Source organism: Christiangramia crocea (assembly GCF_022410465.1).
Classification (GTDB): Bacteria; Bacteroidota; Bacteroidia; order Flavobacteriales; family Flavobacteriaceae; genus Christiangramia; species Christiangramia crocea.
On sequence record NZ_JAJSON010000025.1, the window covers coordinates 523634 to 546435 of the forward strand.

Genomic DNA, 22802 nt, shown 5'->3' on the forward strand with positions numbered 1-22802 from the left:
AATGACCTTACAATGGAATATTCCCGTGTTTTCTGTTCGGTCTTAAAACATGCTTATTCTCCAGGGCACTGAATGCCTTGATCAGCTTACGACGTGTATCTTTAGGCATGATCACCTCATCGATGAATCCCCGCTGAGCTGCTTCGAAAGGAGTCGCAAATTTCTCTGCATATTCTGCTTCTTTTTCGGCAAGTTTCTTTTCCGGATCATCCGCTTCAGCAATTTCCTTTCGGAAAATAATTTCTGAAGCTCCTTTGGCTCCCATTACCGCAATCTCGGCAGTAGGCCAGGCAAAGTTAAAGTCGGCCCCGATATGCTTGGAATTCATCACATCATAGGCTCCGCCGTATGCTTTACGGGTAATTACGGTTACCTTCGGCACGGTAGCTTCGCTCAGGGCGTATAGCAATTTCGCTCCATGAAGGATGATCCCGTTCCACTCCTGATCGGTTCCCGGCAGGAAACCAGGCACATCCACAAGCACAAGCAACGGGATATTAAAACAGTCGCAAAATCGTGTGAACCTGGCTGCTTTTTTTGAAGAATCAACATCAAGTACCCCGGCGAGGCTCATAGGCTGATTGGCGATCACTCCAACGCTCCTCCCTCCTATCCTGGCGAAACCAACAATAATATTATCGGCATAATTCTTATGTATCTCAAAGAATGAATCCTCATCTATAATGCCTTTAATCACCTCATGCATATCATAAGGCTTATTGGAGCTATCAGGAACTATGCCTTCAAGAACCTCCCGGTGCTCATCACCCAGTTCAAAAGGAAGCTTCTCAGGTGCCGCTTGATTGTTCTGCGGCATATAGCTTATTAATTGTTTGATGTTCTCCAGGCAAACAATATCATTTGCACAGGTAAGATGCGTAACCCCAGATTTAGTGGAATGTGTGCTGGCTCCTCCAAGTTCTTCAGAAGTCACCGACTCATTGGTCACGGTCTTCACCACGTTAGGCCCCGTAACGAACATATAGGAAGTATCCTCAACCATCAGGGTAAAATCGGTCATGGCAGGTGAATAGACCGCTCCACCGGCACACGGCCCCATAATTGCGGATATCTGTGGTATGACCCCGGAAGCCTTTACATTTCTATGAAAAATATCGGCATAACCTCCAAGAGACTTTACTCCTTCCTGTATCCTTGCACCACCGGAATCATTCAACCCTATCATGGGAGCTCCGGTCTTAACGGCAAGGTCCATAACCTTACATATCTTTTCGGCATGAGTTTCAGAGAGTGAACCTCCAAAAACTGTAAAATCCTGAGCGAATACATAGACAAGCCGGCCATTGATGGTGCCATAGCCCGTCACAACACCATCTCCGTAATATTTTTGTTTATCCATACCAAAATCAGTGGTACGGTGGGTAACTAAAATGCCTATTTCTTCAAATGAATTTTCATCCAGCAGGTATTCTATCCGCTCGCGGGCGGTAAGTTTTTTCTTTTCGTGTTGTTTGGCAATCCTCTTTTCGCCACCTCCTTTATGAGCTTCGGCAATCTTTTCTTTTAATTTATCAAGGTTGTTACTCATTACTTCGATTCTGAATTAAAAAAATCTATTTCCCGGTATTCTAATTATGAGGTAATCTTAATTGTTCCCTATCCTTAAAATATTGTTTTAATGCCATGAGAGCAGCCAGGCGGGCTTCTTTCTCTGTTTCTTCTTTAAGTGCCTCAGGTGAATAATACTTCTTAACGAAATGCGTATCGAATTTTCCGCTTCGGAATGCGTCGTGCTGAAAGACAAATTTTCCAAAAGGCAGGGTTGTACTCACTCCCTCTACTATATAATCATCGATGGCCTTTATAATCAACTGTATGGCTTCCTCACGGGTTCTTCCATAAGTGATGAGTTTGGCAAGCATTGGGTCATAATAGATAGGCACATCCATACCTTCCTCAAAGCCATTGTCCAGCCTTATGCCCTCTCCGGAAGGCAGACGGTATTTTTCCAATTTTCCCGTACTCGGCATAAAATCTTCCAACGGATCTTCGGCATACACCCTAAGTTCCATCGCATGACCGTTTATTTTAAGATCTTCCTGTGAGAATGCAAGTTTCTCCCCGCGTGCTACCAGAATTTGTTGCTCTACCAGATCCACTCCTGTGATATATTCGGTTACCGGGTGTTCTACCTGTAACCTGGTGTTCATTTCAAGAAAATAGAAGTTCCGATTCTCGTCAAACAAAAACTCCACAGTACCTGCACCAACATAATCACAGGCTTTTGCCACTTTAACCGCGGCCTCTCCCATTTCCTTTCTTAATGCTTCATCAAGTACGACTGAAGGTGCTTCTTCCACCACTTTCTGATGTCTTCGCTGAATGCTACATTCTCTTTCGAAAAGATGAACAATATTTCCGTGGGTATCTGCCAGTACCTGAATTTCAATATGTCTGGGTGATGCCACATATTTCTCGATAAATACAGAACCGTCTCCGAATGCCGATTCGGCCTCACTAATGGCGCGCTTCATCTGATCCTCTAGATCCTTCTCTTTTTCAACGATTCTCATCCCTTTACCCCCACCACCTGCAGAGGCTTTTATAAGTATGGGGAATCCAATATCATTCCCAATCTTCTTCGCTTTTTCCGTATCGGTGATAGCTTCATCGATTCCCGGCACCATGGGAATATTATATTTTTTGACCGCGTCTTTAGCTGCCAGCTTGCTCCCCATGACCTCAATGGCTTTTGAACCAGGGCCTATCCAGGTAATGCCGTTCTTTTCGACTTTCTCGGCAAACGCAGCATTTTCGCTTAAAAATCCATATCCGGGATGTATCCCGTCAACATTAAGCTCCCTGGCTACTTCTATTATTTTATCTGCTTTAAGGTAAGATTCACTGGAAGGCGCTTCTCCAATGCAAACCGCTTCATCAGCAAACTTCACATGGGGCGCATTCCTGTCGGCCTTGGAAAAAACCGCTACGGTATCGATTCCCATTTTTTTGATGGTTTTCATCACCCTCAATGCGATCTCTCCCCTGTTGGCTACTAATATTTTCTTCATATTTATTTTTTAACAAGACCTCGACTATGCTCAAGGTGACTTCTCATTAATTTTATAATTTTTATTTCGGAAATCCCACTTCCAGTTACTCCATTTCTATCAATAACTGATTCTTCTCTACAGTATCTGTCTTATTTACAGTTATTGATTTTACCACTCCATCTCTGGGAGCTGTAAGGGTATTCTCCATTTTCATCGCTTCCAGTACCAGAAGGTAGTCACCTTCTTTTACCTCATCCCCTTCTTTCACATTCACTTCCAGGATAAGACCTGGCATCGGCGCCTTGATATCGTTTACCTGATGAAGACTTCCCAAAGACAGCCCCATATCATCGATAAGCATATCAAGGTCATTATTGATCCTGACCGAATATATATTGGAGTTTATTTTAATATCATATTTCCGGCTAAGGAAATCGGGTTTAAGTATCTCCGCAGTGAAAGACCGTTTATGTTTAAGAAGATGATAGTGAGAATTTGAAGTTTGCTGTGTGTCAAGAGCATCTACCTCTTCCTGGGTGAATTCAAAATTGTAGGTATCATTAACTTTTACCCTGTATTTTTTATCCATAAAGTTCTGTGTTCTTTTTGAGCATGGTAGCGTAAATATAGAAAAATTAAGCTGTTTCAAATGTTGTAGAAATCTCAAATTATTGAAGGTCCTGGTGAAACCGGATGAGATTGCTTCGCTTTGCTCGCAATGACTTAGGAAACCTCACTGCGAAGGAGCAAAGCGACTGATGCAGTCTTATGATGATCCCAACTCCGAAGAGATTGCTTCGCTGCGTTCGCAATGACCTGGGAAACGGCACTGCGAGGGAGTGAAACGACTGACGCAGTCTCATGATGATCCAGCACCCCTTTAAAGATTGCGTCGCTTCGCTCGCAATGACTGGAATTAGAATTATATTTAATGAATGAGGAAAAGTTATGTTTATATACTCACCAATAAAAACAAAAAAGTACTTTACACCGGAGTAACTTCCAATCTCATTAATCGAGTCTTTCAACACAAAACCAAATATTACAGAGGAAGTTTTTCTGCCAGGTACAATTGCGACCGACTGGTTTTTTATCTTGAATTTGAAAATATTGTTGAAGCCATCAATTTTGAAAAGAAAATTAAAGCCGGAAACAGAGCCCGAAAAGAAAATTTGATTAATGATCAGAACCCCGAGTGGGTTGATCTTGCTGAGGATTGGATACTCCCTATTTGATGAGATTGCTTCGCTTTGCTCGCAATGACCATGGAAACGTCACTACGAAGGAGTGAAACGATTGATGCAGTCTCATTAAGACCCCAGCTCCAAAGTGATTGCTTCGCTGCGTTCGCAATGACCATGGAAACGTCACTGCGAAGGAGTGAAACGACTGACGCAGTCTCATGATGACGCCAGCTCCGAAGAGATTGCTTCGCTTCGCTCGCAATGACCTGGGGAAAGTCATTAGCTTCGTGGGCAATGACACATAAAAAAACCCGGAAGGTTACTTCCGGGTTTAGATAATGGGTGTGATAAGCTTATTGCTTAAACTCCTTTATTGCTTCACTAAGATCATAAACCTTTGTATTTTCAAAACGATTCTCCAGGATACTGCTTCCCGCAGAAGATCTGTAACCTCCTGCACAATGAACCACTACCGGCTTATGTGACGGGATCTCTGTAGTATTATCCCTCAGCTCATTCAAAGGAACGGTAATCGCATCTTCAAAGATCTTCCCTTCACTTACTTCGCTCTGATTCCTGATATCCACAATGGTATAATTATCCTTGTTTTTCTTGAAATCTTCAAGATCAAACTGATCTGATTTTTCAGACAGTTTATTACCTAAAGTAACCACTGCTTTAACCTGTTTCTCATATCCTATCTTGGCTGTTCTTTCAAGTATTTCTTCAAGGCGATCTACGGATTCTATAACCAGGTAAAACTCCTCTTCAGGCTTGATAATGGCTCCAAGCCAGGTTTCATAACTGTCATCTTCAGATCTTGCCATGATGTTGATACTGTTTGGAAGGTGACCTGCTTTATAAACATCTCCATTACGTGTATCAACCACCACAACTCCTTCTTCCGGCTTATCAACATTCAGTCTGAGCTTATTGGCCCATTTGGTTCTCTGAACATTTTCAGGTCCTGTTTTATTGATATCCACATTGAAACCGAAGTAATAAGGAATGAAAGGCTGATCTTTAAGGATCTCTTCCACGAACTCTTCTTCGGTCTGCTCTTTAAAAGCCCAGTTCCCCTGACGCTCATTTCCAAGTGTACTTGAAGAAGCGTCACTCATATTCTTTCCGCAAAGCGAACCTGCTCCGTGAGCCGGATATACCAGGGCATCATCAGGAAGATCGTTGAATTTCGTTTTAATGGTATTATACATCTGCTTGGCAAGGTCTACTCTCTTCGCCTTCATATTCCCGGCCTTTTCCCTCAGGTCTGGCCTTCCTACATTTCCAATGAAGAGTGTATCACCAGTGAATAAAGCGGTCTCATCACCTTCTTTAGCAACAACTGTGATACTATCTGGAGAGTGTCCCGGAGTATTTATTGCGCTGAATTCTATATTCCCAATATTCACAGTATCTCCATCATCAAAGCCTTTATGCGGATAATCGGCTCCCACCAGTTTGCTTACATAAATTGTAGCACCAGCTTCTTCATGTATCTGCAAGTGGCTGCTAACGAAGTCTGCATGGGGATGCGTTTCAAAAACCGCAACTATCTTTGCACCCTGTTCTTCAGCATACCTGTAATATTGCATAGGATTTCTTGAAGGGTCTACCAGCGCCATCTCTCCATCACTAACAACGGCATAAGAATAATGGGCCAGTGGGCTATCTTTAAACTGTTTTATGATCATATTTTTCAATTTTTATATTTTATCTGGTTTTACTTTATTTTTATTTCTGAAAGGGAAAAGCATCTGATTCCCAAAATCTTCCGGGAAATCCTTATCTCCTTCAAATCCAAGTTCTATATTCTTTCCATTCTTTGGAATATGCGCCGTACCAAAAATATAATCCCAGATACTCAGGCTTAAGCCATAATTCATTCCAAAGGGTCTGTCTTCAGGAAGGTCTTTTGAATGATGCCAGATATGCATCTTCGGGTTATTCAAAACATATTTTAAAGGCCCGTAGTCCCACCCAACATTAGCATGGTTAAGGTGTCCTATAAATACCGTTAACATATGAACCACAAAGAATTCCTGTATTCCGAAACCTATCATAGCTAAAGGAATATACTGCACGGTCTTATAGATAATAGTTTCCATAAAATGAAACCTGAACTGAGCTGCGAATCCCATTTCCTTCACGCTGTGGTGTACCTTATGGAATTCCCAGAGCCATGGCTGGCGGTGTAATTGCCTGTGAACATTCCACTGAATGAAATCGGCAATAACGAACATTATGAGTAATTGAACCCATCCCGGCAGATCATCTATCTCTATTGCCACGATATTCTCTATTCCGAAGAGGTTAAGAAAATCATTGAACAGCTCCACTCCAACATTACTCAGGGCATTATAACCTATAAGCGAAAAAAGAAAGAAATTGAAGAGAATGTAAAAAGTATCCAGCCAGAAGCCCTTTCTAAAAAGTTTTTGATCCTTCCTCCAGGGAATCAGGACCTCAAGACCCCATACCAGCAGGGAAAGGCCTATCAGCCAGTAGAAATAACTCGTCCAGGCAGGATGCATAATCTCATTCACCAGGTAATTAAAATATCCGGAAAATGATTCCTGAATTATGTTTATATACTTCTCCAGCACTTTTAAAATTTTGAGATACAAAAATATAAATATAGCTAAGTAAAAGCAGTAACCTTTGTTACAGTTTCTCAAGCTATTTGCTGCCAGTATTTTTTAAGAGAAAACCATTCTGATTTCGGTTATTATGCTCTTTCCATAAGTCTTAAATAATGCTTACGTCCAAAAGTCATGAAATAAACCAGATAGCCAAAAAAGAACATTAAAACACTGGCCAGAAAAAGACTGTTGACCTTAAAATGAAAGTAGATGGCCATATAAATAATCAATGTGGAGAGGGCTGAAGGAAAAAGATATTTAGAAAAAACAAAGCCTGTTATTTCCACCTTCCGTATTTCTCCTTCTTTAAATTCAAGCTCCAGCGGCTGACTGCCACACCAGTCGACCCTGGCCTCTAAACGATATTTACCTTCAGGTATTTCAAATGATAATACCTCGTCATGCCTTATCTCAGTAAATTCCCGGCCATTCAGATAAAGGTGGTAAGTCTTCATCTTATTAGCCCATTCAGAATTTCTTTTTAAAAGAAGCTTTGGCATTTTCCAGATTCTAATTTACTGTGTAACATAGGTTACTTAAAAACATAATCAAGAATTATAAATTGCGACTTCTAAAAAGGAGAAGCCTTTTTGCCCCAAAAAATTGTGTTTTTTCATAGATACCGATGCCAGTTTCGCCCTACCGGAACTGGCATCTTTATTTATAGAATTTGCTTATCTCATCTAATTGTTTTCTATGAATATCGGGTACCAATGCATCTTCTGCCGCATAGCCTACCGGTAAAAGCAGGAAAGCCCTTTCGTTGGCCGGGCGTTCCAGTAGCTCTGCCAGAAAATTCATGGGACTCGGTGTGTGCGTTAGTGTAACGAGCCCGGCATTATGTATGGCCGATATCAACATGCCGCAAGCGATCCCAACCGATTCGTTCACATAATAATTATTATACTTCTCTCCCTTTTCGTCCAGCCCATAAACTTCTTTGAAAACCACGATAAGCCAGGGGGCCATTTCCAGAAATTCCTTGTTTTCATCTGTTCCTAAAGGAGCAAGGTCTTCAAGCCAGCGTTCACTCATTCGGCCGCTATAATTTTCCTTTTCTTCCTGCTCTGCCGCCTTTCTTATCTTCTTTTTTAGATCTGAACCGGAAACCACACAAAACTTCCAGGGCTGTTTGTGCGCTCCGGAAGGGGCTGTTCCCGCAGTTCTGATAATATTCTCAATGACTTCCCGGGGCACCGCTTTATTTGAAAAATGCCGCACAGATCTTCTTTTATCAAGCCACTTATAATATTCCTCTGATCGCTTGAGCATTTCTTCCAAAGAAAAATTCTCTGCCTGATAAGGCACATGTCTGAATCCATTGACTAGTTTTTCCCTGGCGGACATAAATTAACAAGTGTTCATTCAAATTTATTAAAAGGAATTGAAGATTTAGGGTTCCCAACCAGGAAAGTGAGATTGCTTCGCCTGGCTCACAATAAAGAGATTGCTTCGTTTCGTTCGCAATGACTCAGACCACAAGAGATTGCTTCGCTTTGCTCGCAATGACTGAAACAAGGAGTGATTGCTTCACTACGTTCGCAATGACCGAACTAGTCTCATGAAGACCCGGGGGCACAATTGAAGATTGCTTCGCCTTGCTCGCAATGGCTATTACACCTTTGAGAGTGTGCCTAAAACCTGGATGAGCTTTTTCTTAAGGTTGGTATAAGGTGGATGTAAAAGATCTGATGCTGCCAGTCTCTTTTGATGCATTACTGCTCTTTTCTTTGAAAAGGTCTGAAAACCATCAAATCCATGGTAATGTCCCATCCCGCTGGCTCCTACCCCTCCAAAAGGAAGGTTATGCTGCGCTAGATGATATACAGTATCATTGATGGTCACCCCGCCGGAGAGCGTATGCTTAAGCAGCCAGTCTATACGTTTCTTGTTAGTATCAAAGTAATATAGTGCCAGAGGTTTTGGTTTCTCATTTACGTATTCTATAGCCTCTTCAACAGTCTCCATATTTAACACTGGTAAAATAGGGCCAAAGATCTCTTCATGCATGATCTCCATCTCGTCGTTAACATCAAAGACCAGCTTAGGCGTCATAATTCTTTTTTCATCTGAAGAGGTATTGGAAGCCAGTTCTGTAATTGAAGCTCCCTTGTTTCTGGCATCTTCGAGCAGACTTTCAAGGCGGTTATAATGATCCTCATTTATGATCCCACTATACTGCTTGTTATTTAAAATATCAGGGTAAAATTTCCGGGCTGAGTTAGTTGCAGCTTCCTTAAATTCCTCATTTAGTTTACGGGGCAGAATAATATAATCGGTAGCTACACAGGTCTGCCCGCAATTGAAGAGTTTACCGGCCATGATTCTTTTAGCCGCCAGTTCCACCGAATATGAATCGTGAAGGATCGCGGGAGATTTACCTCCCAGTTCAAGAGTCACAGGAGTAAGGTTTGGTGCGGCGGCGGCCATGATCATCTTCCCAACATTGGTTGGACCAGTAAAGAAAAGATGATCAAAAGGCATTGAAGAAAAGTCTTTGGCCAATTGCGTATTTCCTGTTACGCAATGGATATATTCCGGCTGAAAATTTGAATTTATGAGCTCTTTCAGCACTTCGGCAGAGGCCGGTGCAATCTCAGAAGGTTTGATAATAGCATGATTCCCTGCCGCAATGGCATCTAAAAGCGGACTTAAGGTTAACAGGAGCTGGTAATTCCAGGCTCCCATTATACCCACACTACCAAGAGGCTGATATTGATAATAAGCTTTACTGGGCAGCAGAAACCAGGAGCCCGTAACATACTGTTTCTTCATCCAGCTTCTCATGTTCCTCGTCGCATGTCTTATCTGATCATGCAATGGAAATATTTCCAGTACCAGTGTCTCCTCCCGCGACCGCAAACCAAAATCACGGGAAATTGCTTCAATAAGGCTCTCCTTGTTCTCATCAATAATATCGGAAAGCTTTTTCAGGGCTTTAAGGCGCTTTCCGAGATCCGGAGGGGAAGCTTTAAAAGCAGCTTTTTGCTGTATGAGTAATTGCTCTAATTCAGTTCTGGTCATTGGTCCTGCCTTTAAATGTGTTCATTGAACTATAAATCCCGAATAATTTTCCTATCACTAGATCAAGCATCCTTTTGGGAAGAATCCCCTTAACAAAAGGTAATAAATAGATGATCTCAGGAGTTCTTAATATAATCTTATCCTTCTCGATTGCTTTGATGATCCTTTTTGCTACTTTTTCAGGTTTCAATATTGGTATAAGAGGTGAACTTACGCCTTTAAACATGCCCGTATCAATATAATATGGGGTCACCGTAAGGACCTTTACACCTGTTCGTTCCCGTTCCATTTCAATACGCAATGAATCAGACCAACCACTAAGAGCCCATTTGCTGGCGCAGTAAACTGACATTCCCGGGTTGGCGAGCATCCCGGCGGCCGAAGAAATATTCACAATATGCCCACTGCCCTTTTTTATCATCTGCGGAAGCAAGGAAAGGCTAAGTTTCATAGGTGCAATTGAATTTACCTTCATGGTCCTGTCTATTTCCACTTCAGAGTGATCTTTAAAATCCTTACCCGTAACCACCCCGGCATTATTTATAAGGATATCCACCATCAGTTTCCGCCTGTTAATCTCATGTATGGTGGTGGTTAATTGCTCTTCATTTGTAAGATCTACAGGGAAAATAATAATCTCGCATCCGGAACTTTTCAGCTGCGTTTCAGCTTTTAGAAGAGCCGTTCTGTCAATATCAAGAATGATAAGACTGGCTGCTCCATTTTGAATACTGAGTTTGGCCATTAGAAGGCCGATGCCTGAAGCACCTCCGGTAATAAGTATGGTTTTATCTTTAAATTTCGTCAAGTCTCTGATTGAAGTACAGGTTAAATTTAGGAATTTTCAGACGTAACTCCTGCAATGATAAAAAATCTTATTTTTTCCGAAATAAGCCGAAGTTAAAGTTTTGAACCGCATTCCAGGGCGTTACATGATCCACATTTCTGAAATCCTGCATTTGAAAATCATTTTGCATGAGGCTCTCCATATCTTTCTTCGAATATTTCTTTATTTGGATACCGCTACATTTATCCGGGCCATTTTCGGAAAACGTCCCAAGGATAAGATAGCCTCCAGGTTTTAAGGAACTATTTAAACTGGAAATATAGGCCCTGATCCTTTTTTCATCGGTAAGGAAATGAAAGGCTGCCCGGTCGTGCCACAGGTCAAATTTCCGATCCGGGGTAAATTCACTGGCATCGCTTACTATCCACTTAACCTCTTTTGAAATTTCGACTATTCTATCTTTAGCACGTTCAATAGCATTCACTGAGATATCCAGGACATTAAGGTTAGTATAACCAAGATGCAAAAGATTATCAACCAGGAAACTGTCTCCCCCGCCCACATCAATTATTTCCGCGTCTTTTGAAAGGTTCAGGGCTTCAATAATTTCCAAGGAGGTTTCAGGTTTACCCTGATACCAGCTGGTTTCACGGAATTCCTTTTCCGAATAAATATTTTCCCAATGAGATTTAAGGTCTGTCATGCTTATCAATTAAATTCCGTACAGTCTTCAGAAGGCACATACACCCCAGCTGCCTGCTGGTATACCAGCTCTGCTCCCAGATGGCCTACATAGGCCAGGGTTCCGGAGCCCACGAGTAAAACCAGTACAAGTATTAGGGAAAGCATTTTTGTTTTAAAAAGATCTATATAGGAGATAAGAAGCTCTATTACAAGAGCTGCCGAAAATATCCATGCGGTGATAAACGCGAAATTCTCATGATCTTTCAGCATGGTGGGATCGCATAATTCCCTGGAAACTATTCCATCAGCAAGATCTCCGGTATATACAGAGATCCAAACACCTATCACGCCAAGAATCAACAGAAATCTTCCACCCTGTTCCCAGGTGATCTTAGAAGACCAGAGGCCAATCAGTTTAAAGAGGGTGGCCATAAGCAAAAGAACTATCGGAAAATGAACGGACAGAGGATGATAAACCTCTGTCCGCCAGAATTCTGGTATCTCATTCATACCTACTCCATGATTTTCACTGAAATAGGATCCAGTCTTTGCCCTACTTTTTCCACTTCAACCTCAACCTTCTGACCTTCTTTCAGTTCAGAAAAATCTACCTCGCTGCCATTCCTCGTAAGGCTGGTGCTTTCGGTAAAATAAAGTTCGAGGGTCTTATCATCATCTGTAGTCACATAGATCTCAGTCTTTTCAGGCTCCACCTCCTTGATGGTTCCCTGGTAAGTACCTGATTCCACTACATCTGTACTTTCACCACAGGCAAAGAACAGGAGGATGGTATTGAACATTAATCCTTTTAAAATAGTAGATCTCATATCAAATTGTTTAAGATTAGTTTTCAGTTAAAAAGCTGTCTTGAAATTAGTCAAAAAAGCCCTCAAAGCAAAAGCTTAAGCACTATTTATATGTTTTTTAGTAGTTTCAGATTATTGCTCACTCAGCTTTCCTTTTTAGGGTTTATCATATTAAAGGATCTCATAAGGTGAAAAAGACCGGGCAGAATAATGGCACCTCCTATTATCAGTGAAATACCTAGTACCCTGATCACCGAATCTGGCGCTGCACCCGCCAGCAGATCCACTTCAGAAGTATCGGTAATTATGAGATTTGGAAAGTGCGTATTCACCGCCGCAAAAATAACCAGCAGTACCTGTAAACCGGCCAGAATCCTTGTGCGCATACTGTATTGTTTCTTTATTGCCTGCCATAAAGGAATAAGCAGGATGGCTGAAAGGGCTATCGCAATCAAAGAAAAAGGATTGTTCAGAAAGTCTTTCACAAAAACCATTTCGGTAAAATAGCCATAGGTCAGCACGGCTCCACCTATTAGGACCAGGCTTATGGTAAAAACGGCTGATTTACGGCTGTAGATCTTTCTCACTTCACCCGTAGTTTCACCTATTAAAAGGGTTGATGCCAGGAAAGCGCAAAGAGCGGCATAAAAAAGACCGGTAAGCAGGGTAAAAGTATTCAGCCAGGGAAAAATAAAGATATCGGCAAAACCTATTTCAGAATAATCTGTTGTGAGGATTATTTTTCCGCTCACAAGGGTCCCAAAGGACATTCCGAGAAAAACAGGTGTGATAAGACTACCAATCCTGAAAAGCCTGTTATACCATATTTGAGAGGCATCCACCACGGCATCATAATGCCTGAAAATAAAGGCAACGCCCCTGATAGTAATTCCCAAAAGAACCAGCGTTAAAGGAACATGCAGATAAATAATAATGATATTGAAATATGCAGGGAAAGCTATCCATAAGATCACGATTAGAATAATAAGCCAGATATGATTGGCCTCCCAAATAGGGCCCATTACCTGGTAGATAGTATCTCTGGTAAGCTTCCGGTTATTACGCGAGGAAAACAGTTCAACGATGCCTGCTCCAAAATCGGCTCCTCCAAGGAGTACATACAGGAAGAGCGAGAAAAAAGTAAAGAAAAGCACTACATACAGCATAATTATTCAGTTGAATTGTTAAGCGCCTTTATCTGCCTGTTCATTAGCCAGGTAACGGTCACCGCCAGGGCGAGATAAACAACCACATACATATAAAAGCTATATACAAGTCCAGGCATGGGGGTCACTGCATCTTTTGTTCTCATCACATTATAGACTATCCAGGGTTGCCGGCCCACTTCGGTCACCACCCAACCGGCTTCCACGGCAATAAATCCTAAAGGACTCAGAACCGCAAAAAGCCACCAGAACTTTTTGTTATCCCACCAGCCTCTTTTCCTAAGACTGATAAAAAAGATAAGTGCGGCCAGCATAAGCAAGGTTCCAATACCTACCATTAACTGAAAAGCATAGTGAACTATTGCCACCGGAGGTAATTCATCTTCGGGAAACTCATTAAGCCCCTTCACCTCTGCATCAAAATCTCCAAAGGCCAGGAATGACAAAGCCCCGGGTATCTCTATCTTGTGACTTACCTCTTTTTTATCTTCATCCACTATTCCCCCAATGAATAACGGAGCGCCTTTTTCCGTTTCATAATGAGCTTCCATTGCAGCCAGCTTTACAGGTTGTCTTACTGCAACATCCTTGGCCGAAAGGTCTCCGCTTAATGGCTGCAGAATAGCTGCCACCGCACCAAAGAAGATCGCGATCTTAAAAGCTTCTTTATGTAGTTCGGGATTTTTATTACGAAGTATCTGAAAAGCATGAATCCCTGCCACGGCAAAACCGGTAGCGGCAAAAGCAGCGAGCGTCATATGCAGAGCCTGGGTGAACCAGGCTTCATTAAAGAAGGCGGCTACAGGATCAATATTTATAAACTCTCCGTTCACTACATCAAAGCCAGCAGGAGCATTCATCCAGGCGTTGGCGGAAACTACGAGGATCCCCGAAGCCACCCCGGAAATACCAATTATGATCCCGGTGATCCAGTGAAAGGTCTCGGGAAGTCTCTTCCAGCCATAGAGATAGAAACCAAGGGCAATAGCCTCCACAAAGAAGGCCGCCCCCTCCAGGGAGAAAGGCATCCCAATCACCGGACCGGCATGTTTCATGAATTCAGGCCACAACATTCCAAGTTCAAAAGACAAGGCTGTACCGGAAACCGCTCCCGTAACAAAAAAAATAGCTACTCCTTTTTGCCATGCCTTTGTAAGATCAAGATAGACCGGTTTACGGGTATTCAGCCATTTCTTATGGGATACAACCATAAAAAAAGGCATCACCATACCAATACATGCGAAGATTATGTGAAAGCCAAGGGTAAATGCCATTTGAAGCCTGGCGTAATCGAGGTTTTCCATTCAAGGAATATTTTTCGGGCCGGATCAGCTGCAAATCTGCCGAAAAAGGCCTGTTTTTTCGGCTAATAAATTTAGGGAAAATTCCATGGCTTACCCTGGAGCCCGCTAAATATTTTGAAACTTTTAAGGATTGAAATATGGAAATGAAAGGCAGATAAATATGCGATTGAAAATATCCGGATAATGGGTCACCTAACCATTCTAAATAAGCATTGTTATAATTTAAGAATTATTCTTCAGGTATTGAAAGCAAGAGGTCTTTTACTTAAGTCTAAACGTTTATGCAAGCAATAATCAACCCTCCTCTCAGGAACCGGAAAAACACCCAGTTATCCGGATAAATCAAATATTTAACCAATCTATAATTCTGTATATAAACGGAATACCACCAACCATCAATGATAAGGCCGCTGCGTTGATTCCATTATAAACGGGGGGAGTTAAAAAAAAGAATTTACATCTTTCCCTAAATATTGAATGTAACAAATGTTACATTCGGCATGAAAAGGATCTAATTTTAACAGATAATTAATATAATTCCTTCCAGATGATATAAATTCCCATCAATAGCACAAACCAACCGAAGGCAGTTTTCAGTTTCTTACCATTTATAAAATTATTGAGATAGACCCCAAGCCAAATGCCCGCGATAGAGAGTCCGGTGAAAATCATAAGGAATATCCAGTCGATCTCCATATTCTGTACATCCCCAATAAAACCGATAAGAGACTTAATAGCTATAATAAGAAGAGAAGTTGCCACGGCCTTTTTCATAGGCAATTTTGCAAGTAGCACCAGTGCGGGAATAATGAGGAATCCACCTCCTGCCCCTACTATTCCTGTGAGCAGACCTACCACGATCCCTTCAGCAATGATAAGCGGATAATTATAAGTGACCTTCTCCTCTTTTATATTCTTGCCATTATCTCTCTCGCTAATCATTGAAATAGCGGCTACGACCATGATAATCGCAAAAAAGATCATGATCCCAATGTCTTTGGTTATTGTTATTCCAGATATCGTAAAGATCTCTTCAGGGATCGCCGGAACAAGGAATTTTCGGGTTAGATACACAGCTATGAAGGCGGGGATGGCAAAAACGATCCCCGTTCTAAAATCTATTAGTTTCTTCGGAATATTTCTAAGAGCACCAACGAGTGAAGAAGTTCCCACCACAAAAAGTGAGTATGCCGTTGCGGTTACGGGATTAATAGCAAGCAGATAAACCAAAACCGGAACCGTGAGGATGGAACCACCACCTCCAATAAGGCCGAGTACCACTCCAATTAATAATCCACCAAAATAACCTAATATCTCAAGTATTTCCATCCGCAATATTTTTCTGCGCTAAAATAGCCCCTTAATACAGGTATTGCAGTAACAATGGTTACAGAGCTACAGGTCTATTACTTTTATCTGGTTACGCTGAAGGGAGATCTTACCTTCCATCTCCAGTTTCTTTAATAACCTTGAGATAACCACCCTGGAAGTATGAAGATCGTATGCAATTTGCTGATGTGTGCTCTGGATCTCCACCTCGCCTTTTATTTTAGCTCTGTCCCTGAGATATTTCATGAGTCGCTGATCCATATTAAGAAAGGCTATGGCATCTATGGTATCCAGCATTTCCGAAAGTCTCGCATGGTATGCCTGAAAGACAAAATTACGCCATGTCTTATATTTAGAAGTCCACTCCTCCATTTTTGCAATGGGGATCATCACAAAAATAGTATCGGTTTCGGCTACGGCCCTGATCTCACTCTTCTTCTGCCCCAGGCAGCAGCTCAGGGTCATGGCACAGGTATCACCACGTTCCAGGAAATAAAGCAATAGTTCATCGCCCTTGTCATCTTCCCTAAGTATCTTGATGGCCCCATCGATAAGTAGCGGCATACCGGTTACATAATCCCCAATTTCTATGATAGTTTCCCCGGCTTTTACCCTTTTGAGGGTACCCACCTCGCTTATTTCTTCGAGTAGTTCCTTTTCAAAAAGAAATCCGTAAGCTTCCTTTATTTCTTCGTGCATTTATGGCTGATTAAAGGTTAAAATTAGTAAGAAAATTTCAGAATAAACCCTAGCGGTCTGCTAGGAAATAACTTCCTGACGAAAATTAAGCAAAATAACCGATCATTTACCAGGCTCATAATCAGCACCTATCTTCAGAAAATATAAATGCTTCCTTGTTGAAAAATTATACGGTGAAAAGAAACTGATTTTATCCATTAAAACATTCATAATCAGCAATTAACCCCATATAACTTTTACTGGAAATTGATTAAATTAGAATAACGAAATAACCGGAAAGTAATCCTGGAGATCATGATAAGCAATTCCAAATATTTTAACCGAAGTATTCTCTGGATAGCCAGGGGCTGGGGTGGTATCATCCTGGCTTTCATCCTATTTATCCTTATTGCACATATTTTTGGAAATGACGAAGGTGGATCCGGGTTTGCGAATACCAAAGAGGTGATCACTTTTATCCTGTTTCCTGTAAGCACGATCACGGGTCTGGCCATTGCCTATAAATGGGAAGGACTGGGCGGACTCATCTCAAGTCTTGCAATCTTAACCGCAATGTTCATAAATGACGGGATCGACCTGAAATTCCTGCTAACCATCTTCCCTCCGGGTTTCCTTTACCTTGTATACTGGTTCCTGGAACGCCGTGAAAACAGACATCCTGAAAGAATGAAACTTCATTAGGGAGCCGGACGGGACCAACTAACTCCGAAAAGCCTCATCCTTTGAGTCTTACCACGTAAGGTGAGTTCCCCCAGTTCATGCAGGCTGTATATATTTATTTTCTTCTTTGGAAGTATTTCCAGGAGCTGATTAGAGATGATAAGTTTCTCATTGTAGACCTTACACTGTTCCATCATGCGGGCAGCAGTATTAAGGATATCTCCGGAATAGACGATCTCTCTCTTGATCACTCCTATTTCCCCAACAACTACCTTCCCGCTATGGATGGCTGCCTTGAATTGTGGCAGTAGCCCATATTTCTCCATGTAATAAGCTTCCTTTTCTTTCACCTTTTCTTTTATTCTGAAGAAGCATCGCAGCGGCCGCATATGTTTACGCACTGAACGGCGCACCGGCCAGGTGACCACTATCTCGTCACCTATGTACTGATAGATCTCTCCCTGTGTATCCAGGATAGGATCTGTCATATCACTGAAAAAATCCTTCAGCAGATCAAAGAAACGAATATGCCCGAGTTTTTCAGCAATGCTTGTGGAGTCACTGAGATCAAGGAACATAAAGATCCTGCTCACCTCATGCGGGCTGTGATATCGTCCCAGGAAAAGGGAAATGAGTGTAGTTGGCGCATATTTTTCATAGATATTGAGGCCCTGCACGGTGATCCATGCAATGACAAGCCAGGAAACGAGGTTTCGCAGCGCATAAGGGTCAAGTATAAGAAGGTCCAGTGCCCGGGATAAGGGAGCATCTGCAGAATTTATCTCCTCCCGGTAATAGAAAAAGTAAGGGATAAGAGTATTGAGCACCAGGATAAAGCCCAGGAAGAACCAGAAATTCACAAAAACATAATACCAGTAGCTCCTTTTTCGAAGGTTCTCACTAAGGCGGAATATTAAAATACTGCCTCCAATGAAACCTCCCACCGCGGGACCGATTATATTTATAAGGAGAAAAGACCCGAATGACAACTTATTTGGAACCACAAAAATGAATTCATCTGTAGCAGGCATATAGTTCACGCATTTATAGAAAGCCATAAATGCGCCGCTGGCCATCCAGAAGAGCGTCATCCCGAGCACAAGATATAGCTGGGCCCTTATTTTTGATTGCAGATACATATCATCCCGAAGAATTGAAACTGAAAGATATTACCAAAAATCCAATTTCAGTAAAATAAACCAGGCAATGTAAACATCTGTATGACAGTTTATTATATATATAAGAACGTATATGACAAAATAGGCGGTACCGTTAGAAATAAAATAATTAACTTGACCATCAAACCAGGTCTTAGCCGACATCCCGATAGCTATCGGGACCGCACCCCTACTTCAGCTACTTGTGTTAACCGAGACCGTAATCCAGAATTAATATTGTGAGACAACTAAAAATAGAAAATTTAAAAAAGGAAATTGAAAGCTTCAAGGTTGATGAAAAAAATTCCTATTTAAATAGCTATCAGGAATTTATTGAATATTTCGATGAAGTATCAAAAATTGAAAAACACCATCTGATAATTTCAAGTCACTTCGTTTACGGATGGATGCCAACAATTCTAAAACTTAAACTGACTAATTTAGATGAAATACTTCTAATCCTTAATAAAGCCAAAACAGACAAGGTTTTAAATACAGAAGAGCTGGAAAAATTGAGATTTTCAATTAATAATTCTTTAGTAGGAGCCTCAAAATTACTTCACTTTATTAATCCCGGAATTTATCCAATTTGGGATAGCAAAATTTTCAAATACTGGTCAGGAAATAAATCAATTTATGGAATACAAAAACCTGAAAATTACTTAGAATTCACAAACCAGGTTAACAATACTATTCAACATACAGATTTTACTGAAATTCATAAAAAAATTAATAACCTGTTAAATTATAATGTAAGCCCAGTTCGCGCCTTAGAATTATTAATATTTCAATCTTATAATTAGAATCATTATGAGTAACAGCAAAGTGATCGACCTTAAAGTGAAGAAAGGTTATAGTAACAGATTGGATAAAATTGTAGATAAATTAGAGGCTTTTGATAAAGTGGTTTTTGGATCTATGATTGAACTTACTACTTCTGATAAAGTTAAGTAGTAAGTGAAATTCAAAAACAACAGGGCAAAGTATTTAACAAATTGGCCAACAAAAAATAAAAGACCTTTCTCTAAGAAATTGTAAAAAAGCATTAAATCGCATTTTACACCAGCCGTTAGGCAGCATAATTTTTTCGAGTTTAGAATATCTGATTTTTTTACTTATCTTTGACGTTAGTAACGTGAAACAAAATTATTTGTGATAAAATCATTTGCGGATAAAGAAGCTGACAAAATTTGGAATGGAACACAATCAAGAAAGCTTCCTGCTAATATTCAAAATGTAGCAAGAAGAAAACGAAGAATGATTAATAATGCTCAAAATATTAATGACTTAAGAATTCCACCAGCAAATCATTTAGAGAAACTGAGTGGAAATTTAGAAGGTTTTCATAGTATAAGAATTAATAAGCAATGGAGAATAATGTTCAAATGGCAAAATGACAATGCCTTTGAAGTTCAAATTATTGATTATCACTAAAAAAACAGAAAAAATGAAAAAGCTAGAAAACATACATCCTGGAGAAGTTCTAAAAGAAGAGTTTTTAGATCCAATGGAAATCACTGCTTACCGACTTTCAAAAGAAACTTTTATTCCTCAAACTCGGATTAGTGAAATCATTAAAAAGAAAAGAAGAATTACTGCGGATACCGCAATAAGACTTGCAAAATATTTTGGAACAACTGCTAAATTTTGGCTGGGATTACAAGCTGACTACGATTTAGAAGAAGAAAAATCTTTAAAGGCGAAAGAGTTCAATAACATAACCCCGTTAGAAAATAGCGCTGCCTAACAGCGGTTCATCGCAAATTACGGGTATTGGAGAAAAAGAGTAATTTCAGAAACCAGGAGTTTTGTTTCTCACTTACTCGAGTAAAAGCAGCTCTGTTTTATACCATCACATATAGCTTCTTATGGAAGTGCAAAAGCAAGGTATTCATCTCCCGAAGGGCTTCCAATTTTACCTCCACCACAGGCGATTACCAGGTATTCCTTTCCTTCTATAGTATAAACGGCCGGGGTGGCATAGCCTGGAACAGGAAGTTTTGCCTCCCACAGGACCTCACCGCTAGTTTTATCAAAAGCTCTGATCTTCGAATCTTTGGTTGCCGCTATAAAGACCAGACCTCCCCTGGTTACCACAGGTCCTCCATAATTTTCAGTTCCCGTAACCGGAATTCCCTTTTTGCTTAATTCAGGATATTCTCCCAAAGGAACTTTCCAGAGTAGTTTTCCTGTATTCAGGTTTACCGCATTCAGCGTTCCCCACGGAGGAGTGATGCCAGGATATCCATTTTCATCAAGAAACCTATTATAACCAGTCATGGTATAAGGCACCTCATTTACAAGGCTGTTTTCTTCTGAACTATTAAGCGGTTCTTTTATATCCTCATCCTGAAGATCCAGCATGTAGGCCAATAAAGCTTCTTTTTCATCTTTTTTGAGGTTCCCAAAAGCAGGCATCATATTCCTGCCATTTTCAATAATACTTAAAATGTGTTCTTTTTCATATTTTTCCCCCAGGTTATCCAAAGCTGGATAAGATTCACCATTGCCCTGGCGATCAATCCCGTGGCAGGACATACAGTATTTATTATAGACACCTTCCCCTTTATCCTGTAAACTTTTGGGAGCTGTATCTTCTTTGGGAACATCTATCATAGTTAGTGACCAGGGTAATTCACTGGAATTGACATACATTATTTGAGTTTCGGGATCTACGGCAGCTCCTCCCCATTCCCCTCCCCCGTCAAATCCGGGAAAGATCCATCCACCCTCTTTTGAAGGAGGAGTGAACATTTCGGCGTATTTTACACTATCATATTTCTGAAGCAGTTTTTGATGCGTTTCTTCATCTAAATTCGAAACATCTTCTCTACTGAAATGCTGCCTGGCAAAAGGTTCAGGTAAACTGGGAATCGGTTGAGTAGGCCATGGTTTTTCTCCCGGCAAATGCTTCTGTGGAACCGGTTGTTCTTCTATAGGATAGACCGGCTCTCCGGTCACCCGGTCAAAAATAAAAATATAGCCGTGCTTGGTGATCTGAGCCACGGCATCTATCGTTTTTCCATCCTTATGCAAAGTCACAAGATTCGGATTGGCCGGAAGGTCCCTGTCCCATAAATCATGATGAACAATCTGGTAATGCCATATATATTTACCTGTGGCCGCGTCTAAAGCGATCAGGGAATTTGCAAAAAGATTGGTTCCTTCCCTGAAACCACCATAAAAATCGCCGGAAACCGAACCTGTAGGCACATAAACTATACCCCGCTCTTTATCTAAAGACATTCCAGCCCAGCAATTGGCACCTCCCAGTTTTTTCCATGCATCCTTATCAGGCCATGAATCATATCCCTCTTCACCGGGATGGGGAATGGTATGAAAAATCCATTCCAGTTCACCGGTTTTTGTATTATAAGCCCTGATGTGTCCGGGCGCAGCATCGGCTGACTCTGCCACTCGCATACTAACGATCAGCAGGTTTTTAAAAAGAACACCAGGAGTTGTTTCAGCAATGAAAGAATTAAATTCATCTTCCTCCCTTCCCAGATTCCGGGAGAGATCAATAGCTCCATTGCTTCCAAAGTCGGGAAGGTGTTCACCATTTTCAGCATTTATTGCATAGATTTTTTTCCCTACTGCGTGAAATATAATGTCAGGGCCATTTTCTTCCTTCTTGTACACCAGGCCGCGACTAACTTTAAAAAAGGCCATAGGGTCCTCCTTATTTACAGTATCTAAAACTGCAGGGTCGAAAATCCATTTCTGTTTTCCGGTAGCAGCATCCAGGGCAAAAAGTTTCAGCCGTGGAGATATACCGTACAATATCCCCTCAACAATTACCGGATTGGTTTGGATCTGAGAGCGATTATCTTTGTCCCTGTCACCTGTGCTATACCTCCATACCTCCTGAAGATCTGCAACATTTTCCCGGTTAATTTCAGTTGCGGAAGAATACCTCATTCCGGAAACAGTGCCTGCATAGGTTTCCCAGCCAGAATAATCAGTAGTTTTTGAATGATCTTCATCAGAACAGGAAAGAAGAAAGAAAAAGCAACAATAAGCATAGAAAGGAAGGAATATTTTTCCCGCTAAATACATTTCAGAAGATATACGCATAAAAAAAGTTCACTTGAAATAATGTATATGGGAAGATATATTTTTTCTAATAAAGGATATCGCTCTCACCTACAAAAGTTAAAGTTTTCTATCCTTAAGCCTACTCCGCGGTGTTTTTTTACATATTCAGAAGTTTTTGGATCCCCTGATTCCCTGTTCAACAGTTTCTTTTTCTCCACCTTTTAGGAAATACCCCAACAGGAGGAAGTGATGAAATGCAACTAAAAGGGGAAAGGCGGAAAAGTCTTATTTCAGAAACCGGGAAATAT

24 protein-coding genes are annotated in these 22802 nt (G+C 41.0%); 6 read left to right on the plus strand and 18 right to left on the minus strand.

All coding sequences use genetic code 11. The features are described from left to right. Positions 1-7 precede the first annotated feature (7 nt). From LU635_RS13910 to LU635_RS13920, 3 genes are all read right to left on the minus strand, one after another. A complete protein-coding gene (locus LU635_RS13910) occupies positions 8-1549 on the minus strand; it encodes an acyl-CoA carboxylase subunit beta (protein WP_240100097.1) in 1542 nt (513 codons plus the stop codon). A 40-nt stretch (positions 1550-1589) separates the two neighbouring features. Next, entirely contained in the window at positions 1590-3032 is a 1443-nt protein-coding gene (gene accC / locus LU635_RS13915; protein ID WP_240100098.1) for an acetyl-CoA carboxylase biotin carboxylase subunit, read from the minus strand. An 85-nt stretch (positions 3033-3117) separates the two neighbouring features. Beyond that, on the minus strand, positions 3118-3603 hold the full coding sequence (locus tag LU635_RS13920; RefSeq protein ID WP_240100099.1) for an acyl-CoA carboxylase biotin carboxyl carrier protein subunit: 486 nt from the start codon (positions 3601-3603) through the stop codon (positions 3118-3120). Positions 3604-3949: 346 nt separating this feature from the next. Here LU635_RS13920 and LU635_RS13925 point away from each other — a divergent pair, with 346 nt between their 5' ends. Next, positions 3950-4249: a GIY-YIG nuclease family protein gene (locus tag LU635_RS13925; RefSeq protein WP_240100100.1), complete on the plus strand. Its 300-nt coding sequence runs from the start codon at positions 3950-3952 to the stop codon at positions 4247-4249. A gap of 302 nt (positions 4250-4551) precedes the next feature. Here the strand turns inward: LU635_RS13925 and LU635_RS13930 are convergent, their stop codons facing one another. The 13 genes from LU635_RS13930 to LU635_RS13990 form a co-directional block, all read right to left on the minus strand. After that, positions 4552-5892 carry an MBL fold metallo-hydrolase gene (locus LU635_RS13930; RefSeq protein ID WP_240100101.1) on the minus strand — a complete coding sequence of 447 codons (1341 nt, stop codon included), beginning with the start codon at positions 5890-5892 and terminating at the stop codon, positions 4552-4554. A gap of 12 nt (positions 5893-5904) precedes the next feature. Further along, on the minus strand, positions 5905-6801 hold the full coding sequence (locus LU635_RS13935) for a sterol desaturase family protein (RefSeq protein ID WP_240100252.1): 897 nt from the start codon (positions 6799-6801) through the stop codon (positions 5905-5907). 125 nt (positions 6802-6926) lie between these two features. After that, the gene (locus LU635_RS13940; protein ID WP_240100102.1) at positions 6927-7340 is read right to left on the minus strand and encodes a hypothetical protein; all 414 of its coding nucleotides are present in this window, start codon (positions 7338-7340) and stop codon (positions 6927-6929) included. A 157-nt stretch (positions 7341-7497) separates the two neighbouring features. Beyond that, on the minus strand, positions 7498-8187 hold the full coding sequence (locus tag LU635_RS13945) for a nitroreductase family protein (protein WP_240100103.1): 690 nt from the start codon (positions 8185-8187) through the stop codon (positions 7498-7500). Between the two features lie 267 nt (positions 8188-8454). Continuing rightward, a complete protein-coding gene (locus LU635_RS13950; protein ID WP_240100104.1) occupies positions 8455-9864 on the minus strand; it encodes a coniferyl aldehyde dehydrogenase in 1410 nt (469 codons plus the stop codon). Then, positions 9851-10672 (minus strand): SDR family oxidoreductase, encoded by an 822-nt coding sequence (locus LU635_RS13955; protein WP_240100105.1) that lies wholly within the window; start codon positions 10670-10672, stop codon positions 9851-9853. Before LU635_RS13955 ends, LU635_RS13950 begins: the two co-directional genes overlap by 14 nt. A gap of 67 nt (positions 10673-10739) precedes the next feature. Then, a complete protein-coding gene (locus LU635_RS13960; protein WP_240100106.1) occupies positions 10740-11354 on the minus strand; it encodes a class I SAM-dependent methyltransferase in 615 nt (204 codons plus the stop codon). A 5-nt stretch (positions 11355-11359) separates the two neighbouring features. After that, a complete protein-coding gene (locus tag LU635_RS13965) occupies positions 11360-11845 on the minus strand; it encodes a DUF2231 domain-containing protein (RefSeq protein ID WP_240100107.1) in 486 nt (161 codons plus the stop codon). 2 nt (positions 11846-11847) lie between these two features. After that, positions 11848-12162 (minus strand): hypothetical protein, encoded by a 315-nt coding sequence (locus tag LU635_RS13970; protein ID WP_240100108.1) that lies wholly within the window; start codon positions 12160-12162, stop codon positions 11848-11850. 122 nt (positions 12163-12284) lie between these two features. Then, positions 12285-13307: a cytochrome d ubiquinol oxidase subunit II gene (locus LU635_RS13975; protein WP_240100109.1), complete on the minus strand. Its 1023-nt coding sequence runs from the start codon at positions 13305-13307 to the stop codon at positions 12285-12287. Between the two features lie 2 nt (positions 13308-13309). Continuing rightward, positions 13310-14611 carry a cytochrome ubiquinol oxidase subunit I gene (locus LU635_RS13980; RefSeq protein ID WP_240100110.1) on the minus strand — a complete coding sequence of 434 codons (1302 nt, stop codon included), beginning with the start codon at positions 14609-14611 and terminating at the stop codon, positions 13310-13312. A 528-nt stretch (positions 14612-15139) separates the two neighbouring features. Further along, complete coding sequence (locus LU635_RS13985; protein WP_240100111.1) at positions 15140-15940, minus strand: sulfite exporter TauE/SafE family protein; 801 nt, start codon at positions 15938-15940, stop codon at positions 15140-15142. Positions 15941-16006: 66 nt separating this feature from the next. Continuing rightward, positions 16007-16639 (minus strand): Crp/Fnr family transcriptional regulator, encoded by a 633-nt coding sequence (locus LU635_RS13990; protein WP_240100112.1) that lies wholly within the window; start codon positions 16637-16639, stop codon positions 16007-16009. Positions 16640-16933: 294 nt separating this feature from the next. Here LU635_RS13990 and LU635_RS13995 point away from each other — a divergent pair, with 294 nt between their 5' ends. After that, entirely contained in the window at positions 16934-17320 is a 387-nt protein-coding gene (locus LU635_RS13995) for a DUF7670 domain-containing protein (protein ID WP_240100113.1), read from the plus strand. Here LU635_RS13995 and LU635_RS14000 read toward each other — a convergent pair. Then, positions 17317-18438, minus strand: coding sequence for an adenylate/guanylate cyclase domain-containing protein (locus LU635_RS14000; RefSeq protein WP_240100114.1), 1122 nt, complete (start codon positions 18436-18438; stop codon positions 17317-17319). The two genes, LU635_RS13995 and LU635_RS14000, sit on opposite strands and share 4 nt — an antisense overlap. A gap of 257 nt (positions 18439-18695) precedes the next feature. On the opposite strand from LU635_RS14000, the gene LU635_RS14005 reads away from it, so the two are divergent. From LU635_RS14005 to LU635_RS14020, 4 genes are all read left to right on the plus strand, one after another. Then, positions 18696-19259 carry a hypothetical protein gene (locus LU635_RS14005; protein WP_240100115.1) on the plus strand — a complete coding sequence of 188 codons (564 nt, stop codon included), beginning with the start codon at positions 18696-18698 and terminating at the stop codon, positions 19257-19259. 7 nt (positions 19260-19266) lie between these two features. Next, positions 19267-19410, plus strand: a complete 144-nt coding sequence (locus LU635_RS14010) for a hypothetical protein (protein ID WP_240100116.1) — start codon at positions 19267-19269, stop codon at positions 19408-19410. A gap of 198 nt (positions 19411-19608) precedes the next feature. Beyond that, the gene (locus LU635_RS14015) at positions 19609-19890 is read left to right on the plus strand and encodes a type II toxin-antitoxin system RelE/ParE family toxin (RefSeq protein WP_240100117.1); all 282 of its coding nucleotides are present in this window, start codon (positions 19609-19611) and stop codon (positions 19888-19890) included. 13 nt (positions 19891-19903) lie between these two features. Beyond that, on the plus strand, positions 19904-20203 hold the full coding sequence (locus LU635_RS14020; protein ID WP_240100118.1) for a HigA family addiction module antitoxin: 300 nt from the start codon (positions 19904-19906) through the stop codon (positions 20201-20203). A gap of 119 nt (positions 20204-20322) precedes the next feature. Here LU635_RS14020 and LU635_RS14025 read toward each other — a convergent pair whose 3' ends face one another. Next, a complete protein-coding gene (locus LU635_RS14025; RefSeq protein WP_240100119.1) occupies positions 20323-22533 on the minus strand; it encodes an outer membrane protein assembly factor BamB family protein in 2211 nt (736 codons plus the stop codon). Between the last annotated feature and the right edge of the window lie 269 nt (positions 22534-22802).

Excerpts from the sequence above, each read along its gene's own strand:
- LU635_RS13910 (WP_240100097.1), bottom strand. The coding sequence starts at position 1,549 with ATGAGTAACAACCTTGATAAATTAAAAGAAAAGATTGCCGAAGCTCAT.
- accC (WP_240100098.1), bottom strand. The coding sequence starts at position 3,032 with ATGAAGAAAATATTAGTAGCCAACAGGGGAGAGATCGCATTGAGGGTG.
- LU635_RS13920 (WP_240100099.1), bottom strand. The coding sequence starts at position 3,603 with ATGGATAAAAAATACAGGGTAAAAGTTAATGATACCTACAATTTTGAA.
- LU635_RS13925 (WP_240100100.1), top strand. The coding sequence starts at position 3,950 with ATGAGGAAAAGTTATGTTTATATACTCACCAATAAAAACAAAAAAGTA.
- LU635_RS13930 (WP_240100101.1), bottom strand. The coding sequence starts at position 5,892 with ATGATCATAAAACAGTTTAAAGATAGCCCACTGGCCCATTATTCTTAT.
- LU635_RS13940 (WP_240100102.1), bottom strand. The coding sequence starts at position 7,340 with ATGCCAAAGCTTCTTTTAAAAAGAAATTCTGAATGGGCTAATAAGATG.
- LU635_RS13945 (WP_240100103.1), bottom strand. The coding sequence starts at position 8,187 with ATGTCCGCCAGGGAAAAACTAGTCAATGGATTCAGACATGTGCCTTAT.
- LU635_RS13950 (WP_240100104.1), bottom strand. The coding sequence starts at position 9,864 with ATGACCAGAACTGAATTAGAGCAATTACTCATACAGCAAAAAGCTGCT.
- LU635_RS13960 (WP_240100106.1), bottom strand. The coding sequence starts at position 11,354 with ATGACAGACCTTAAATCTCATTGGGAAAATATTTATTCGGAAAAGGAA.
- LU635_RS13965 (WP_240100107.1), bottom strand. The coding sequence starts at position 11,845 with ATGAATGAGATACCAGAATTCTGGCGGACAGAGGTTTATCATCCTCTG.
- LU635_RS13970 (WP_240100108.1), bottom strand. The coding sequence starts at position 12,162 with ATGAGATCTACTATTTTAAAAGGATTAATGTTCAATACCATCCTCCTG.
- LU635_RS13975 (WP_240100109.1), bottom strand. The coding sequence starts at position 13,307 with ATGCTGTATGTAGTGCTTTTCTTTACTTTTTTCTCGCTCTTCCTGTAT.
- LU635_RS13980 (WP_240100110.1), bottom strand. The coding sequence starts at position 14,611 with ATGGAAAACCTCGATTACGCCAGGCTTCAAATGGCATTTACCCTTGGC.
- LU635_RS13985 (WP_240100111.1), bottom strand. The coding sequence starts at position 15,940 with ATGGAAATACTTGAGATATTAGGTTATTTTGGTGGATTATTAATTGGA.
- LU635_RS13990 (WP_240100112.1), bottom strand. The coding sequence starts at position 16,639 with ATGCACGAAGAAATAAAGGAAGCTTACGGATTTCTTTTTGAAAAGGAA.
- LU635_RS13995 (WP_240100113.1), top strand. The coding sequence starts at position 16,934 with ATGATAAGCAATTCCAAATATTTTAACCGAAGTATTCTCTGGATAGCC.
- LU635_RS14000 (WP_240100114.1), bottom strand. The coding sequence starts at position 18,438 with ATGTATCTGCAATCAAAAATAAGGGCCCAGCTATATCTTGTGCTCGGG.
- LU635_RS14010 (WP_240100116.1), top strand. The coding sequence starts at position 19,267 with ATGAGTAACAGCAAAGTGATCGACCTTAAAGTGAAGAAAGGTTATAGT.
- LU635_RS14020 (WP_240100118.1), top strand. The coding sequence starts at position 19,904 with ATGAAAAAGCTAGAAAACATACATCCTGGAGAAGTTCTAAAAGAAGAG.
- LU635_RS14025 (WP_240100119.1), bottom strand. The coding sequence starts at position 22,533 with ATGCGTATATCTTCTGAAATGTATTTAGCGGGAAAAATATTCCTTCCT.